This is a genomic window from Pseudomonas sp. 7SR1 (assembly GCF_900156465.1).
Lineage (GTDB): Bacteria > Pseudomonadota > Gammaproteobacteria > Pseudomonadales > Pseudomonadaceae > Aquipseudomonas.
Genome location: NZ_LT707064.1, coordinates 1,877,204 through 1,893,572 on the forward strand (window position 1 = coordinate 1,877,204; position 16,369 = coordinate 1,893,572).

General features: G+C 62.0%; 14 protein-coding genes. 10 read left to right on the top strand and 4 right to left on the bottom strand.

The genetic code is table 11. The features are described from left to right. The first annotated feature begins 16 nt into the window (after nucleotides 1-16). The 5 genes from BW992_RS08480 to gcvH all read left to right on the top strand — a co-directional run bounded on the left by BW992_RS08480 (nucleotide 17) and on the right by gcvH (nucleotide 6,026). Complete coding sequence (locus BW992_RS08480) at nucleotides 17-1,234, top strand: 2-octaprenyl-3-methyl-6-methoxy-1,4-benzoquinol hydroxylase (RefSeq protein ID WP_172834653.1); 1,218 nt, start codon at nucleotides 17-19, stop codon at nucleotides 1,232-1,234. A 113-nt stretch (nucleotides 1,235-1,347) separates the two neighbouring features. Continuing rightward, nucleotides 1,348-2,352, top strand: coding sequence for an extracellular solute-binding protein (locus BW992_RS08485; RefSeq protein WP_072390439.1), 1,005 nt, complete (start codon nucleotides 1,348-1,350; stop codon nucleotides 2,350-2,352). A 214-nt stretch (nucleotides 2,353-2,566) separates the two neighbouring features. Beyond that, complete coding sequence (locus tag BW992_RS08490; RefSeq protein WP_072430922.1) at nucleotides 2,567-4,174, top strand: ABC transporter permease; 1,608 nt, start codon at nucleotides 2,567-2,569, stop codon at nucleotides 4,172-4,174. 334 nt (nucleotides 4,175-4,508) lie between these two features. Then, nucleotides 4,509-5,591: a glycine cleavage system aminomethyltransferase GcvT gene (gene gcvT / locus BW992_RS08495; protein WP_072390433.1), complete on the top strand. Its 1,083-nt coding sequence runs from the start codon at nucleotides 4,509-4,511 to the stop codon at nucleotides 5,589-5,591. 48 nt (nucleotides 5,592-5,639) lie between these two features. Next, nucleotides 5,640-6,026, top strand: coding sequence for a glycine cleavage system protein GcvH (gcvH, locus tag BW992_RS08500; RefSeq protein ID WP_072390428.1), 387 nt, complete (start codon nucleotides 5,640-5,642; stop codon nucleotides 6,024-6,026). Between the two features lie 88 nt (nucleotides 6,027-6,114). Here gcvH and BW992_RS08505 read toward each other — a convergent pair whose 3' ends face one another. From BW992_RS08505 to BW992_RS08515, 3 genes are all read right to left on the bottom strand, one after another. Beyond that, complete coding sequence (locus BW992_RS08505) at nucleotides 6,115-6,435, bottom strand: DUF2388 domain-containing protein (RefSeq protein WP_172834654.1); 321 nt, start codon at nucleotides 6,433-6,435, stop codon at nucleotides 6,115-6,117. A gap of 85 nt (nucleotides 6,436-6,520) precedes the next feature. After that, nucleotides 6,521-8,305 carry a GspE/PulE family protein gene (locus BW992_RS08510; protein WP_072390422.1) on the bottom strand — a complete coding sequence of 595 codons (1,785 nt, stop codon included), beginning with the start codon at nucleotides 8,303-8,305 and terminating at the stop codon, nucleotides 6,521-6,523. 144 nt (nucleotides 8,306-8,449) lie between these two features. Then, on the bottom strand, nucleotides 8,450-8,788 hold the full coding sequence (locus tag BW992_RS08515; protein WP_072390419.1) for a hypothetical protein: 339 nt from the start codon (nucleotides 8,786-8,788) through the stop codon (nucleotides 8,450-8,452). A gap of 125 nt (nucleotides 8,789-8,913) precedes the next feature. Between BW992_RS08515 and BW992_RS08520 the strand changes: the two genes are divergently transcribed. Continuing rightward, nucleotides 8,914-9,384 carry an Lrp/AsnC family transcriptional regulator gene (locus tag BW992_RS08520; RefSeq protein WP_072390416.1) on the top strand — a complete coding sequence of 157 codons (471 nt, stop codon included), beginning with the start codon at nucleotides 8,914-8,916 and terminating at the stop codon, nucleotides 9,382-9,384. A gap of 140 nt (nucleotides 9,385-9,524) precedes the next feature. Here the strand turns inward: BW992_RS08520 and BW992_RS08525 are convergent, their stop codons facing one another. Next, entirely contained in the window at nucleotides 9,525-10,892 is a 1,368-nt protein-coding gene (locus tag BW992_RS08525; RefSeq protein WP_072390413.1) for a CYTH domain-containing protein, read from the bottom strand. 156 nt (nucleotides 10,893-11,048) lie between these two features. On the opposite strand from BW992_RS08525, the gene argE reads away from it, so the two are divergent. The 4 genes from argE (at nucleotide 11,049) to BW992_RS08545 (ending at nucleotide 16,353) form a co-directional block, all read left to right on the top strand. Then, on the top strand, nucleotides 11,049-12,206 hold the full coding sequence (argE, locus tag BW992_RS08530) for an acetylornithine deacetylase (protein ID WP_072390410.1): 1,158 nt from the start codon (nucleotides 11,049-11,051) through the stop codon (nucleotides 12,204-12,206). Between the two features lie 132 nt (nucleotides 12,207-12,338). After that, on the top strand, nucleotides 12,339-13,637 hold the full coding sequence (gene argA, locus BW992_RS08535) for an amino-acid N-acetyltransferase (RefSeq protein WP_072390407.1): 1,299 nt from the start codon (nucleotides 12,339-12,341) through the stop codon (nucleotides 13,635-13,637). A 475-nt stretch (nucleotides 13,638-14,112) separates the two neighbouring features. Beyond that, nucleotides 14,113-15,432 carry an OprD family porin gene (locus tag BW992_RS08540; RefSeq protein WP_072390404.1) on the top strand — a complete coding sequence of 440 codons (1,320 nt, stop codon included), beginning with the start codon at nucleotides 14,113-14,115 and terminating at the stop codon, nucleotides 15,430-15,432. A gap of 282 nt (nucleotides 15,433-15,714) precedes the next feature. Next, on the top strand, nucleotides 15,715-16,353 hold the full coding sequence (locus tag BW992_RS08545) for a peroxiredoxin (protein ID WP_072390401.1): 639 nt from the start codon (nucleotides 15,715-15,717) through the stop codon (nucleotides 16,351-16,353). Nucleotides 16,354-16,369 lie beyond the last annotated feature (16 nt).

The window sequence follows — 16,369 nt, forward strand, 5'->3', positions numbered from 1 at the left end:
GGCTTGAAGCATGGAATTGCGTGCAGATCTGCTGATTGTCGGCGCCGGTATGGTCGGCAGCGCCCTGGCGCTGGCCTTGCAAGGCAGTGGCCTGCAAGTGTTGCTGGTCGATGGCAGCCCGATGAGTGTCAAACCCTTCGACTCCCAGGCCCCGTTCGAACCCCGGGTCAGTGCCTTGTCGGCGGCCAGCCAGCGGATCCTGGAGCGTCTGGGCGTCTGGGGGGGGATCGCCGCACGGCGTGCCAGCCCGTATACCGATATGCACGTCTGGGACGGTAGCGGTACCGGACAGATCCATTTCTCGGCTGCCAGCCTGCATGCCGACGTACTGGGGCACATCGTGGAAAACCGTGTGGTGCAGGATGCGTTGCTGGACCGGCTGCACGACTGCGACCTGGGCTTGCTGGCCAACGCACGGCTGGAGCAGATGCGCCGCTCCGGTGACGAATGGCTGCTGACCCTGGCCGATGGCCGTACCCTGCGGGCCCCCCTGGTGATCGCCGCCGACGGCGCGAACTCCGCGGTGCGCCGGCTGACGGGGGTAGCCACGCGCGAGTGGGATTACCTGCATCACGCCATCGTCACCAGCGTGCGCAGCGCCCGGCCGCATCGGATGACGGCATGGCAGCGGTTCACCGATAACGGGCCATTGGCGTTCCTGCCCCTGGAGCGCGATGGTCGACACGACTGGTGCTCGATCGTCTGGTCCACCACGCCCGGCGAAGCGCAGCGTTTGATGGCCCTCGATGACGGCACTTTCTGCGGCGAGCTGGAGCGGGCCTTCGAAGGCCAGCTCGGCCAGGTCATCGAGGCCGACCCACGCCTGTGCGTACCGTTGCGTCAACGGCACGCCAAGCGCTACGTGGCCGAAGGCCTGGCGCTGATCGGCGATGCGGCCCACACCATTCACCCCCTGGCGGGCCAAGGGGTCAACCTGGGGTTCCTCGATGCGGCGGTGCTGGCCGAAGTGTTGCTCCAGGCGAGCGGGCGGGGCGAGCGGCTGGCGGACGTCAAGGTGCTGAGTCGCTACGAACGTCGGCGCATGCCCCATAACCTGGCGTTGATGGCGGCGATGGAAGGTTTCGAACGGTTGTTCCAGGCCGATCCGTTGCCGGTGCGCTGGTTGCGCAACACCGGGCTGCGGCTGGTGGACCGGTTGCCCGAGGCCAAGGCGTTGTTCGTACGCGAGGCGCTGGGATTGACCGGGGACTTGCCGGACCTGGCCAAGGCCTGAACGCTGTTGCCCCGACGTGCAACATTTGGAAACGTCTTGGCCCAAGGTTCGATTGTGACGCCAAATGTGAGTCCTTATCATTTGCGCTCGTTCATAATCGAGAGACCGCTACCATGTTGGCATCCAAGCGCCTGCTGTCCGCCCTCGCCCTGACCCTGCTCGGCACCACGGCCGTCCAGGCCGCCGATGAGGTGGTGGTCTACTCCTCGCGTATCGATGAACTGATCAAGCCGGTCTTCGATGCGTACACTAAGAAGACCGGCGTCCCGGTGAAGTTCATCACCGACAAGGAAGCGCCGTTGATGCAACGCATCAAGGCCGAAGGCGAAAACGCCACTGCCGACCTGCTGCTGACCGTCGATGCCGGCAACCTCTGGCAGGCCGAGCAGATGGGCATCCTCCAGCCGTTCACCTCCCCGGTGATCGATGCCAACATCCCGCCCCAGTACCGCGCGTCTTCCCATGCCTGGACAGGCTTGAGCCTGCGGGCGCGGACCATTGCCTATTCCACCGAGCGGGTCAAACCCGGCGAGCTGACTACGTATGAAGCCCTGGCAGGCGATGAGTGGGAAGGCCGCCTGTGCCTGCGCACCTCGAAGAAGGTCTACAACCAGTCCCTGACCGCCACCCTGATCGAAACCCACGGTGCTGAAAAAACCGAGCAGATCCTCAAGGGCTGGGTCCGCAACCTGTCCACGGATGTGTTCTCCGACGATACCGCGTTGCTGGAGGCCATCAATGCCGGCCAGTGCGATGTCGGCATCGTCAACACCTACTACTTCGGTCGCCTGCACCAGCAGAAACCGGACTTGAAGGTGAAACTGTTCTGGCCCAACCAGGCAGACCGTGGGGTGCACATCAACCTCTCGGGTATCGGCCTGACCAAGTACGCGCCGCATCCGGAGGCGGCGAAGAAGCTGGTGGAGTGGATGACCACGCCCGAAGCCCAGAGCATCTTTGCCGACATCAACCAGGAATTCCCGGCCAACCCGAAGGTGCAGCCGTCCAAGGAAGTGGCTGCCTGGGGCCCGTTCAAGGCAGACACCCTGCCGGTGGAAGTGGCGGGCAAGCGCCAGGCCGAAGCCATTCGCATGATGGACCGCGCTGGCTGGAACTGATCGCCGGCCAGGCTCTGTGACGAGGGAGTCGATTCCTGCGGGGCGAAGCGATCCGGATACGAGCGCCGCTTGGAGAGGCTCATCGCGACGCATGCCTGGAAAGCCAACCGAAGGCGCCCCTTCATCACCACATGTCCTGTGCGGCTGAATGGCTGCGTCATAGAATAAGTGCCCACGCAAAACGTGGGCACAGTCATTTGAACGAGAATCCCCCTTGACCCACCCTGTCCAACGCCGCTGGTACCCCCTGGTCTTCGTCATCGCCGCGTTGGTCCTGCTGCCCCTGAGTGTCCTGCTGCTTTCCTGGCAGAGCATTGACTGGCAGATCTGGTCCCATCTCTGGGACACCCAGATGCCACGTCTGCTGGGCAACACGTTGACGTTGATCATCGGTGTGGGGGTGGGTGTCACCTTGCTGGGGGTCAGCCTTGCCTGGCTCACCAGCCTCTGCGAATTTCCCGGCCGACGTTGGCTCGACTGGGCGTTGATGTTGCCATTCGCGATCCCTGCCTATGTGTTGGCCTTTGTTTTCGTCGGCCTGCTGGATTTTGCCGGCCCGGTGCAGACCTTGCTGCGCGAAGGGTTCGGCAGTGGCCTGCGCCTGCCTCGGGTGCGCTCCACCGGTGGGGTGATCCTGGTGCTGGTGCTGGTGTTCTATCCCTATGTGTATCTGCTGGCGCGAAGCGCGTTCCTGGCCCAGGGCAAGGGCTTGATGGAGGCGGCCCGGGTGCTGGGCCAATCGCCCTGGCAGGCCTTCTGGAGAGTGGCGCTGCCGATGGCCCGGCCAGCCATCGGAGCCGGCGTGGCACTGGCGTTGATGGAGACACTGGCGGATTTCGGCGCGGTGTCGGTGTTCAACTTCGACACGTTCACCACCGCCATCTACAAGACCTGGTACGGCTTCTTCAGCCTCTCCAGTGCGGCGCAATTGGCCAGCCTGCTGTTGCTGGCGGTGATGCTGGTGCTTTACGGCGAACGTCGCGCCCGGGGTGCCCAGCGGGCCAGCAACGAGCGGCCCAGGGTCAAGGCTCTGTACCACCTGCGGGGAGTCAAGGCCGTGGCGGCCAGTGGCTGGTGCCTGCTGGTGTTCGCCTGTGCTTTCATCATTCCAGTACTGCAACTGGTGGTGTGGTTCTGGCAGCGGGGGCGCTTCGACCTGGATGAGCGCTATGCCGGGTTGATCCTCCACACACTTTACCTGGGTAGCCTGGCGGCACTGGTCACCGTGTGTGTGGCGCTGCTGCTGGCTTTCGCCCGCCGCCTGGCGCCAACCCGTACGATCCGGGCCGGCGTGGGCCTGGCGAACCTGGGGTACGCCTTGCCGGGTTCGGTACTGGCAGTGTCGATCATGCTTGCGTTCAGCTACCTGGATCGGGAGCTGGTCATACCGTTGTCGACCCTGCTTGGCGGTGCGGGCCAGCCGTTGTTGCTGGGCAGCCTGTCGGCCCTGTTGCTGGCGTACCTGGTGCGCTTCCTGGCGGTGGCATACGGCCCGCTGGAAAGCAGCCTGGGACGAATCCGTCCTTCACTGCCCGAAGCTGCACGCAGTCTTGGGGTCAGTGGCCCAAGACTGTTTTTCAAAGTGTATCTGCCCTTGCTGCTGCCCGGCACCTTGAGTGCGGCGTTGCTGGTGTTCGTGGATGTCCTCAAGGAAATGCCCGCGACCCTGCTGATGCGCCCGTTCGGCTGGGACACGCTGGCGGTGCGGATCTTCGAGATGACCAGCGAGGGGGAGTGGGCGCGGGCCGCTTTGCCGGCGTTGACCCTGGTGCTGGTGGGGCTGTTGCCGGTCATCGGATTGATACGTCGTTCGGCACGCTAGGCCCTGTCTGAAAAGCCTTGATACTCGTTCATGCTGCGTTGAAAACGCCGGCTCGTGCGCGAGTCCGATCGCAATGCTCATTTACTCCAGTAAAGTCGAGCGCGACCCCGGCCGTTCCTCGCCGGTTTTCGCCCTGCCTGACCTTAGTCTCAAGACTTTTCAAACAGAGCCTAGCGGTCGCAGGTGCCAGTCTACTGTCATGCGGCTACAATGCGCGGCATTCGGTGCGGTCTGTCTGTCAGACCGGGTAACTGAGAGCGGCTGAAAATACTCTTCGGCGTTCGCGCTGTGCAGTGCCCGTCCGCATCTTCGCCAAGCCCGGAAGGAGAAACCCATGGGACAGCGTACGCCTCTGTATGACCTTCATCTCGCCCTTGGCGCGAAGATGGTCGATTTTGGCGGTTGGGATATGCCCTTGCATTACGGTTCGCAAGTCGAGGAGCACCATCAGGTGCGTCGCGACTGCGGGGTGTTCGACGTATCCCACATGACCGTGATCGATGTCGACGGTCCCCAGGCCAAGGCCTGGCTGCAACGCCTGCTCGCCAACGACGTGGACCGCTTGCAGCAAACGGGGCGTGCCCTCTACAGCGCCATGCTCAACGAACGCGGCGGCATCGTCGACGACATGATCATCTATCGGATCGAGGACAGTTACCGTCTGGTCTTCAATGCCTCGACCCGCGACCAGGACCTGGCCTGGATGCAGGCGCAGCTCGGCGGATATGACGTGCAATTGCGCGAACGTCCCGAGCTGGCGATGCTGGCGATCCAGGGGCCCCAGGCCCGGCACAAGATTGCCGAGCTGGTCACTCAATCACGTGGCCAGTTGATCCAGCAGCTAAAGCCTTTCGAAGGGCGCGCCGACGGTGACTGGTTCATCGCCCGCACCGGCTACACCGGTGAGGATGGCCTGGAAATTGTCCTGCCTGCACACGAAGCGCCAAGTTTCTTCAACGACCTGGTGGGCGCCGGTATTTCTCCCATAGGCCTCGGCGCCCGGGACACCCTGCGCCTGGAGGCCGGCATGAACCTCTACGGTCAGGACATTCACCAGGACATTTCCCCACTGGCCTCGAACATGGCCTGGAGCATTGCCTGGGAGCCGGCGAGCCGTCAGTTCATCGGGCGCGCGGCGCTGGAAGCCGAGCTGGCCGCAGGCGTGCAGCATAAACTGGTCGGCCTGGTGCTGGAGGAACGCGGCGTCCTGCGTGCCCATCAGGTGGTTCGCATCGCCGATGTTGGCGAAGGGGAGATCACCAGTGGTAGTTTTTCTCCTACGCTTAGCAAGTCGATCGCCCTGGCACGCGTTCCGATGGCCACCGCCGACCGTGCCGAGGTGGAAATTCGCGGTAAGTGGTACCCGGTACGGGTGGTCAAGCCGACCTTCGTCCGCCATGGCAAAACCCTGATCTAACCTTTTGCTGGCCATTGGCCGCTGACACTTCTCTAGAGGACACAGAATATGAGCGACATCCCTGCCGAACTGCGTTTTGCCGAAAGTCACGAGTGGGCGCGCCTGGAGGCTGACGGTAGCGTCACCGTGGGTATTTCCGATCACGCTCAGGAGGCACTGGGTGATGTCGTGTTCATCGAGCTGCCGGAGCTTGGCAAAGAATTGGCGGCCGGTGATGCGGCAGGGGTGGTGGAATCGGTGAAGGCAGCTTCGGACATCTATTCGCCCGTGTCGGGTGAAGTCGTTGCAGTCAACGAAGCCCTGGGTGACGAGCCGGAAGCGCTGAACAATACGCCCTACGAATCGTGGATCTTCAAGATCAAGCCTTCCGATGCAGATGCCGACCTGGGCAAATTGCTGGATGCAGCGGGTTACAAAGCCGCTATCGGCGAATAACCGCGCCCACAGGATGGTCGATGTTGACGTCGACTTTTCTCAGCCAAAAAAAAGCCGCTTGATCGAGCGGCTTTTTTTTGGCGTTGAATCAGTCCTGGGCGATGGCGTTTTTCGCCAGGATCGCGTTGGCCAGTTCCATGTCGCTGGCCTGCAGGCCAGGGTTGTCGGCACGGACTTTCTGCATGGCCGCTTCCAGGTATGGGCCGCGGATGTTGCCGTCACTGGCGACGAAGCTGCCGGCGTCGTCCTGGGCGGCGACGATCAGCTTGTTGTCCTTGAACGTCAGGTAGGTGGAACCGGTGGTCGCACCGGATGAAATGACGTTACGCCAAAACGTGTCGGCCATCGCCGAGCCAACAGGAAGAGACAGCAAGGCCAGGGTCGCGACAGCAAGTTTGAGACGCATGATAGGTGACTCCACAGGGTTAACTATGACTTTGGATTACCTGCGCCTCGATTCAGTTCCGTGACTGCCTGGTCAGGTGTCGCCGAACTCATTTCTGTTCGCTTTGCGGCGTCACCCGGAGCACTTCCTCCACGGTCGTCAGCCCGGCGGCGACCTTCTGGGCGCCGGACAGTCGCAAGCTGCGCATGCCTTCCTTGAAGGCCTGGCGACGCACCGCCAGCAGGTCGGTGTCGGCGTGGATGAGCCCCTTGATGCTGTCGCTCAATTGAAGAATTTCATACACCCCGGCGCGCCCGCGATAGCCGGTGTCGCGACACTCCAGGCAGCCGACGGCCTGCTGGGCGTTGCTGGGCAGCGGGGCTTGCCAGGGGCGCGTCAGGGTTTGCCAGTCGTCCTCGTCCAGGGCCAGGGGGGCCTTGCAATGGGGACACAACGTGCGCACCAGGCGCTGGGCCATGACCCCCAGTACCGTGGCCTTGATGAGGTAATGGGGCACGCCGAGTTCCAGCAGGCGGCTGATGGCGCTGGGGGCGTCGTTGGTGTGCAACGTCGAGAGCACGAGGTGTCCGGTGAGCGCGGCCTGGATCGCCATCTCGGCGGTTTCCAGGTCGCGGATCTCGCCGATCATGATGATGTCCGGGTCCTGGCGCATCAGCGCCCGGACTCCGGCGGCGAAGCTCAGGTCGATGTTGTGCTGCACCTGCATCTGGTTGAAGGAGGCCTCGACCATTTCGATCGGATCCTCGATGGTGCAGAGATTCACCTCCGGTGTCGCCAGCTTCTTGAGGGTGGTGTAGAGGGTAGTGGTCTTGCCGGACCCGGTGGGGCCGGTCACCAGGACGATGCCGTTGGGCTGGCGGGTCATGTCCTGCCAGCGCCGCAGGTCATCGGCGGAAAAGCCGAGCTGGTCGAAGTCCTTGAGCAGCACTTCCGGGTCGAAGATCCGCATGACCATCTTTTCGCCGAAGGCCGTGGGCAGTGTCGACAGGCGCAATTCCACCTCGCCGCCGTCCGGGGTCTTGGTCTTGACCCGGCCGTCCTGGGGCTTGCGCTTTTCCGCGACGTTCATTCGCCCCAGGTTCTTGAGGCGACTGATGATCGCCATCGTCACCTGCGGCGGGAACTGGTAGACGGTGTGCAGCACCCCGTCGATGCGAAACCGCACCGTCCCCTGTTCGCGACGTGGTTCGATGTGGATATCGCTGGCACGTTGCTGGAAGGCGTACTGGAACAGCCAGTCGACGATATTGACGATGTGCGCGTCGTTGGCGTCCGGCTCCTGGTCGCTGGCGCCAAGGTTGAGCAGTTGCTCGAAGTTGCTCAGGTTGCTCGGTTGCTGGTCGGTCGTGCTGGCACCGCTGACCGATTTGGCGAGGCGGTAGAACTCCACGCTCAGGCGCTGGATATCCACGGGGTTGGCCACCACTCGCTTGATCGGCAGCTTGAGGACGTGGGTCAGGTCCGATTCCCAGCTCCTGACGTACGGCTGGGCGCTGGCGACGGTGACCGCGTCGCGATCGACCGCCACCGCCAGGATCTTGTGGCGCTGGGCGAAGGCGTAGGACATCAGGGGCGTGACGGCCGCGACGTTGATCTTCAGCGGGTCGATGCGCAGGTAGGGTTGGCCGGCCTGCTGGGACAGCCACAGGGTCAGGCTTTCCAGGTCGAGTCGCTTGCCTGGGCGGCTCAGGTCGTCCAGGTGCTGGTTGGCGATGAACTCCAGCGGATGCAACTGGGCATTGGCACCGTGGCGCCGCCGGGCGTTGAGCGCGGTCTCGGCCGAGTCCTGGCTGATGAAGCCCTGGGCGACCAGTTGGCGCAGCAGATCGTTGAGGTCCAGCCAGCGGTCCTGAGTGGCGTGTTTGGTGGACATGCGGGTTTCCTATTGGACAAATTCAGCAAAGCCGCGATGTAGACGCTTCGGCGCCTTCCCGGTCTGCAAAAGGATAGTCCCGACCCCATGCACCGTTGGGCCACTATTCGACCAATGCGTTTCAATTTCCTGCTCCGGCGTTCTTCAGCCGCTGGCCTGGACCGGTTCGACCCATGTTTCGTCGATGTTTTGCAGGTCCACCGAGCACACGCTGATCAGGTTGCGCAATTTTTCCGCGATGACCTGGGCACGGTGCCAGCTCAGTCCATCCATCAAGACCTCCATGCTCAGCAGATCATCCTCGCGTTCGACATGGACCTGTTGCGGTGTCAGGCCTTGCAGTGCGAACAGGTTCAGGGCGCGACACAACACATCGGCCTCGGCTTCGGCCAGCAACCGGTACCACGCGCGGCAATGGGTATTGGCGTGGTGCCAGGCGTCGGTACGAGATGGCGCGGCGATGACGGCGTCGAAAGAAGGCATGTTCTATCTCCAGAAAGGCGGGAGAAATATTACATGCGTGGCGGGGTATTTCTTATCTAAGATGGGTTACTTCAGCCATTTAACGAATGACTCAAGTCTCAGATATTGGATTTTAAGGTGGATTTATGCACAGCGAGCTGGATGCCTATGATCGCAGGATACTGGCACTGCTGCAGGAGGATGCTTCGCTGTCCAGTGCGCAGATCGCCGAGCAGGTGGGCTTGTCCCAGTCGCCATGCTGGCGCCGGATTCAGCGGATGAAGGAAGAGGGGATCATTCGGGGGCAGGTGACATTGCTCGATCGCAAGAAAATCGGCCTGAATACGCAGATCTTCGCCGAGATAAAGCTCAACGCCCACGGTCGTTCAAATTTTACCGAGTTCACCGAGGCGATTCGCGGCTTCCCCGAGGTGCTGGAGTGCTACGTACTGATGGGCTCGGTGGACTTCCTGCTGCGCATTGTCACGGCGGACATAGAAGCTTACGAGCGATTCTTTTTCGAAAAGCTGTCGCTGGTGCCGGGGATCCAGGAAGTGAACTCCATCGTGGCGCTTTCGGAAATCAAGTCCACGACGAGTTTGCCGGTGGTGCGCTGATTTCCCTGGAGGATGGGCTGGCCCCGTTGCGAGCAAGTTGGTTCCCACAGGGATCTTCGGCGAACGCAAATCGGCGAAGATCGGCCGTGGAGGCGAGCTTGCTCGCGATGGCGATGTGAAAGGCGCCGCAGTTACCCAGGTTATAGCCGCAACAGCGTTTTCCAGGCCCGGTTCTGGTAGACCGCGATGGCCTGCTGCTTGCGCGCATCGAGGGCTTGATCGGTGATCGGTTCGTTGGCCAGTTGCGCCAGTTTGTTCAACTCGCCATAGAGACGGTCCATTTCCGGAATGTCCAGTACCTGGCGGGCGTGGTGCAGCCAGACCTGGATGCGCTCGATGCGCGGCAATTGCTCGGCCAGGTCTTCCGGCTGCTGCTGGTAGCGTTGCAGTTGCAGCGACGTCGATTCCTCACCCAACAGGCGTGGCAGCCAACTGCTCAGTTGCGCCGCCCCCTGGCGGTTGCCACGGGTGTTGCGCTCGGCGGCCCAGCTGCGGGCCAGCAGCCAGCGCGAGGCCTTGAGGGAGAACAGGCCCCAGCGTGGATCCTGGAGTTCCTCGAGGAACTGCTCTGGCGCTGCCTTGCGCACGTCTTCGTCGTCCAGGCCTGCCTGGACCAACGGACGCCAGTCTTCGAGCAAGGCGTCCAGGGCGACGCGCAGGTCATGGGTCGACTGGCGTGGCGCGGCCTGGCCGAGGCTGCTGAGCAAGGCACGCAGTTCGGCGAGGTTTTCCACCCAGTCCTGCAGCAGGCGCCAGTGACCATTGAAGCGGTACTGCTCGGCCAGACGCTGGCTGCTGCCCAGCAAATGCCAGCCCAGCGCGGCGAAGGCGTCGTCCAGGGGCATTTCGGCGGTCAGTTGTGGCGCCGGCAGGCTCAGGGCGTAGCTGTTCGCATCATGCAGGCGATAGCCGCGCTCGGCCTTGCTGATGTCGCACGGCATCAGGGGCAGGGTTTCGGCCAGTTCGGCGGCCAGTTCCAGCAGCGCGGCGGGTTCGCCTTCACGCAGTTCCAGCTCCAGTTCGCAGATTTCCTCCTTCTGCTTGCCGACCACGACATGGCCCAGGTCCAGCGCGGCTTCGATGACCACCTTGCCTTTGCCGCGACCCCAGGCGATTTCGGCGCGTTCACGTACGAAATCGGTGGTGAAGATGGCCTTGAGGGTCTTCTTGTCCAGTTCGGCCAGGGCCTCGGGCCAGCATTCGCCATCGAGTTTCTTCAGATCGAGCTTGGCCTTGGGCAGGTGCCAATCGTACTCGTTGCGCTCGGACAGACCGGCGACGCTCTGGCCACGGGTCTTGAGGGTCTGGATTACCTCTTCGCCGTCGCGACGCAGGCGCAGGGCCACCTTGGCTCGCGCCAGGTCGCGCTCGGGGGTGTCGAAATACTGATTCATCAGTTCGCGGCGTTCCCAGCCGCTCTTGTTGCGTTTTTTCAGCAGCGGATGCTCGCGCAGGGCTGCCAGGGTCTCGCGGCTGACGCGGAGTTTGATTTCGGTTTCTTTCTGCATGGCCGGAAAATCCAGGAATCGGGTGCGCAGCCGGGAAGGTATGGCTGCCAAGGTCGTGCAGTGTACAGGAGTCATTGGTCCTACGTGCCGCGACGGTTTCTTCCTGGCGCCGGATGGTTCTATGATGAACGTCAATTTGCATGCCCGGAGCCAGCGATGCCTTTGCCGTCCATGAAAGATCAGTTCGCTGCCCTGATCGCCGCCCCCTCGGTCAGCTGTACCCAGCCCGGGCTGGACCAGTCCAACGCTGCGGTGATCGAACTGCTGGCGGATTGGCTCGGCGACCTGGGCTTCAGCTGCGACATCCAGCAGGTCAGCCCCGGCAAGTTCAACCTGCTGGCAAGTTTCGGCAGTGGCCCCGGTGGGCTGGTATTGGCCGGGCATAGCGACACGGTACCGTTCGACGAAGCGTTGTGGCAGACCGACCCGCTCAAGCTCACCGAAGTCGATGGCCGTTGGGTCGGGCTGGGCAGTTGCGACATGAAGGGCTTTTTCGCCCTGGTGATCGAAGCGGTCAAGCCGCTGCTGGACCAGCCGTTCAAGCAGCCGTTGCTGATTCTCGCCACATGCGACGAAGAAAGCTCCATGGCCGGCGCCCGGGCCCTGGCCGAAGCCGGTCGCCCACTGGGGCGGGCAGCGGTGATTGGTGAGCCGACCGGCCTCAAGCCGATTCGCCTGCACAAAGGGGTGATGATGGAGCGCATCGATATTCTTGGCCGCAGCGGCCATTCCTCCGACCCGAGCCTGGGCCACAGCGCCCTCGAAGCCATGCACGACGCCATGGGGGAACTGCGTGGCCTGCGCCTGCGATGGCAACGAGAGTTTCGTAACCCGCAATTCACGGTGCCACAGCCGACCCTGAATTTCGGCTGCATCCATGGTGGCGACAACCCCAACCGGATCTGTGGCCAGTGCTCCATGGAGTTCGACCTGCGACCCTTGCCGGGCATGGACCCACAGAGCCTGAGGGCGGCTATCCGGCAGAAGCTCGACCCCATCGCCGAACGGCACAAGGTCAGGATCGACTACGCCCCGCTGTTTCCCGAGGTCCCCCCTTTCGAGCAGGCCGAGGATGCGGAACTGGTGCGGGTGGCAGAACGGCTCACCGGCCATCGTGCCGAAGCAGTGGCGTTCGGCACCGAAGCGCCTTATCTTCAGCGCCTCGGTTGCGAAACCCTGGTCCTGGGCCCCGGCGATATCGCCTGTGCCCATCAACCCGGCGAATACCTTGAAATGTCACGCCTGCAACCTACCGTACACGTGTTGCGACAGTTGATCGGGCATTACTGCCTGTCACCTGCCGCGGCCGGTTAAATTGCCCCTGTCCGGGCCCGTATTCATGAGGAGAGCGCGCGTGTCGCCAAGCCTGTTCCGACGATAACCACCAGCCTGCTGTGCGTTCTGTTTCGTCCTTTTTTGGCTGTTATTTGTTACAGGTCCAGGTTCATGCCCGAATACGTCAATTGGCTTCGCCACGCTTCGCCGTACATCAATGCCCACCGCGATTGCACCTTCATCGTCATGCTGCCCGGCGACGGTGTGGAACACCCCAACTTCGGCAACATCGTCCATGACCTGGTGCTGCTGCACAGCCTCGGCGTGCGCCTGGTACTGGTGCATGGCTCGCGCCCGCAGATCGAGACTCGCCTCGCCGCCCGCGGCCTGACCCCCCATTACCACCGCGGCATGCGTATCACCGATGCCGCGACTCTCGAGTGTGTGATCGATGCGGTCGGCCAGTTGCGCATCGCCATCGAGGCGCGCCTGTCCATGGACATGGCTTCGTCGCCCATGCAGGGTTCGCGGCTGCGGGTCGCCAGCGGCAACCTGGTCACCGCACGGCCCATCGGCGTGCTGGAGGGGGTCGATTACCACCACACCGGAGAAGTGCGTCGGGTCGACCGCAAGGGCATCAACCGCTTGCTGGACGAGCGCTCCATCGTGTTGCTGTCGCCGTTGGGCTATTCCCCCACCGGGGAGATCTTCAACCTCGCCTGCGAAGATGTCGCCACTCGCGCGGCCATCGACCTGGCCGCCGACAAGTTGCTGCTGTTCGGCTCCGAGCAAGGCTTGATCGGCGAGGACGGCAGACTGGTGCGCGAGTTGCGTCCGCAACAGGTCCCGGCCCATATGCAACGCCTGGGCAGCGACTACCAGGCCGAGCTGCTGGATGCGGCGGCCCAGGCCTGCCGTGGCGGTGTGGCGCGCAGTCATATCGTCAGTTACGCCGAGGACGGTGCGCTGCTGGCCGAACTGTTCACCCGCGACGGCAGTGGCACGCTGGTGGCCCAGGAACAATTCGAAGTGGTGCGTGAAGCGGCCATCGAAGACGTCGGCGGCCTGCTGGAATTGATCAGCCCGTTGGAAGAACAGGGGATCCTGGTGCGTCGCTCTCGTGAGGTGCTGGAACGCGAAATCGAGCAGTTCAGCGTGGTCGAGCGCGAAGGCATGATCATCGCCTGCGCGGCGCTCTACCAAATCGCCGACTCGGATGCCGGGGAACTGGCCTGCCTGGCGGTGAACCCGGAATACCGCCATGGCGGGCGCGGCGACGAACTGCTGGAGCGGATCGAAGCCCGCGCTCGCGCCCAAGGGCTCAAGACGCTGTTCGTACTGACGACCCGGACTGCCCACTGGTTCCGCGAGCGTGGCTTCGAGCCCAGCAGCGTGGAACGCCTGCCGGCGGCACGGGCATCCTTGTACAACTATCAACGCAATTCGAAGATCTTCGAAAAAGCCCTGTAGGCCGTTGCTGCCAATCGTCGCGCTGCCGCGTTCTTCTTGATTTCAGACAATGAGCGTCTAGTCTGGAAAGCCTCAAGATCGTGGCATGCGCGAACATCTGTCCTGCGAACCCAAGCCATTCGAAGCTCACAGGTTCAATCCCTGTGCCTGGATTCGGCTGACCTCGCAAAAGCCCGACGAAGCACTATTCAGTTATCCCAAACGTCGCCGATACGCCATGCCATCGGCATGATGACGCTTTGATGGCAATCATATGTCGAAACGAGCTGAAAACTAATGAAACAATTCTTTTTGGATTTATAGAGAATCCATTATTCTTCGGGCCGGTGTCGCGGGGTTAGACCATGGTCGTAGTCCGAAAGGGTTGCGGTTGACTTGCCAGTCACGGTCTGGCGCTAATCGCGCATCCGCGGATTCCGGGCGTGCGACCCGGGACCAAAGACACACAAGAATTAGAAAACGAGAGGAGCGATACATGAAGAAGTCCACCTTGGCCCTGGCTGTGGCCGTTGGGGTATTGGCGCAGCAGGCAGGCGCCGCCGGTTTTATCGAGGACAGCAAGGCGTCCGTCAGTTCTCGTACTCTGTACTTCAATAACGATAACCATGAAACGGGCAGCGAGGACCTGCGCGAAACAGGGACTGGCCTCAAGTTCGACTACAAGTCTGGTTTCACGCAAGGTGTCGTCGGTTTCGGTATCGATGCTCAGGCGCTGGTGGGGATTCGTCTCGATGGGGGACGGGGGCGTAACGCTGGCTCCTATATGCCAAGCGACACCGATGGTTCGGCGGTCCACGAGTGGAGCCGTCTGTCGGGTAACGTGAAGGCGCTCTTCTCCAAGACCGAGGCTCACCTGGGTGGTGCCCTGCAGCCTAACCTGCCGATCCTGGTGGCCAACGACAGCCGTCTGCTGCCACAGACCTTCGAAGGTGGCACCATCACCTCCAAGGAAATCGACAATGTGACCTTCAACGCAGGTCAGCTGGAACATGCCACTGGCCGTGCATCGAGCAACAGCACCGGTCTGGCAGTGGCGGGCGGTACCGAGGACAGCAACCAGTTCCGTTTTGCCGGCGCCGACTGGAAGGTCACCAAAGACCTGACCCTGCAGTACTACTACGCCAACCTGCAAGACTATTACAAACAGCACTTCCTGGGCGCCGTACACGTATTCCCGATCAGCGAAGGCCAATCGTTCAAGACTGACCTGCGTTATTTCGACAGCAGCTCCGACGGCCGTAACGGCGATGCTGGCTACCGCTTCAACAACAACGGTGGCTATGCCAAGACGCCGGGCGAGGTCGATAACAAGACCTGGAGCGCCATGTTCACTTACACCCTCGGCGGCAGCGCGTTCCTGTTGGGTCACCAGCAAGTCGGTGATGACGGTGGCTTCGTCTACCTGAACCAGGGCAACGTGGTCGATGGCAACGGTCGTCCTGAAGGGGCTGGTGGTGCGAGCTTCTACCTGTTCACCGACAGCATGATCAACGGGTTTGTCCGTGCCGGTGAAAATACCACCTTCGGTCAGTACTCCTACGACTTCGCTTCCTTGGGCGTTCCAGGCCTGAAAGCCTCGGTCGCCTATCTGCGTGGTGACGATGTCAAATCCGCCACGGGTGGAAGCGACTACTCCGAGTGGGAACGCGACATGCGTGTGGATTACGTAATCCAGCAAGGCGCATTGAAAGGCTTCGGCACTACCCTGCGCCAGGGTACCTACCGCAGCAGCGGTGCAGGCGACAGTCAGGACCAGACCCGTCTGATCTTCAACTACACTTACAACTTCATGTAAGACGTAGCGCAAAAAAAAGCCCCGCCCGGCAACATGCCCGGCGGGGCTTTTACGTTTTCGGGTCAGGCCCACCCCTGTAGCCTTTCCCGAAACCTTCTCCTCTTTTCAGCAACTCGAGGCCTTCTCGAACCTCGGGAACGATCTTGGCCCGCTATGCGTCACGGCACCAGTGAACAGTTTTTTATATTCACTAAGGATCTAACCAAATGGGTATTCATTCTTTTTAAAGCAGTGAAAAGCGGAGCACAGTTGGGCTCACAAAAAACCACCAGGAGCCGCACCATGAGCCTCAGACTCGGCGACATCGCCCCCGATTTCGAACAGGATTCCAGCGCCGGCAGGATTCGCTTCCACGAATGGCTTGGCACTAGCTGGGGTGTGCTGTTTTCTCACCCGGCGGATTTCACCCCCGTGTGCACCACCGAACTGGGTTTGACCGCCAAGCTCAAGGATGAATTCGCCAAGCGCGGCGTCAAGGCCATCGCCCTGTCGGTAGACCCGGTGGACTCGCATCACAAATGGATCGAGGACATCAACGAAACTCAGAACGCCATCGTCGATTTTCCCATCCTGGCCGATGCCGACCGCAAGGTCTCCGACCTGTACGACCTTATCCATCCCAATGCCAGCGATACCTTGACCGTGCGTTCGCTGTTCGTGATCGACCCGAACAAGAAGATCCGCCTGACCATCACCTACCCGGCCAGCACCGGGCGCAATTTCAACGAGATCCTGCGGGTGATCGATTCCTTGCAACTGACCGATAACTACAAGGTCGCTACCCCGGCCAACTGGCAGGACGGCGATGAAGTGGTGATCGTGCCGTCGCTCAAGGACGAGGAGGAGCTCAAGCAACGCTTCCCCAAGGGCTATCGCGCGGTAAAGCCTTACCTGCGCCTGACACCGCAGCCCAACAGGTAGTCATTCAACGATCGTT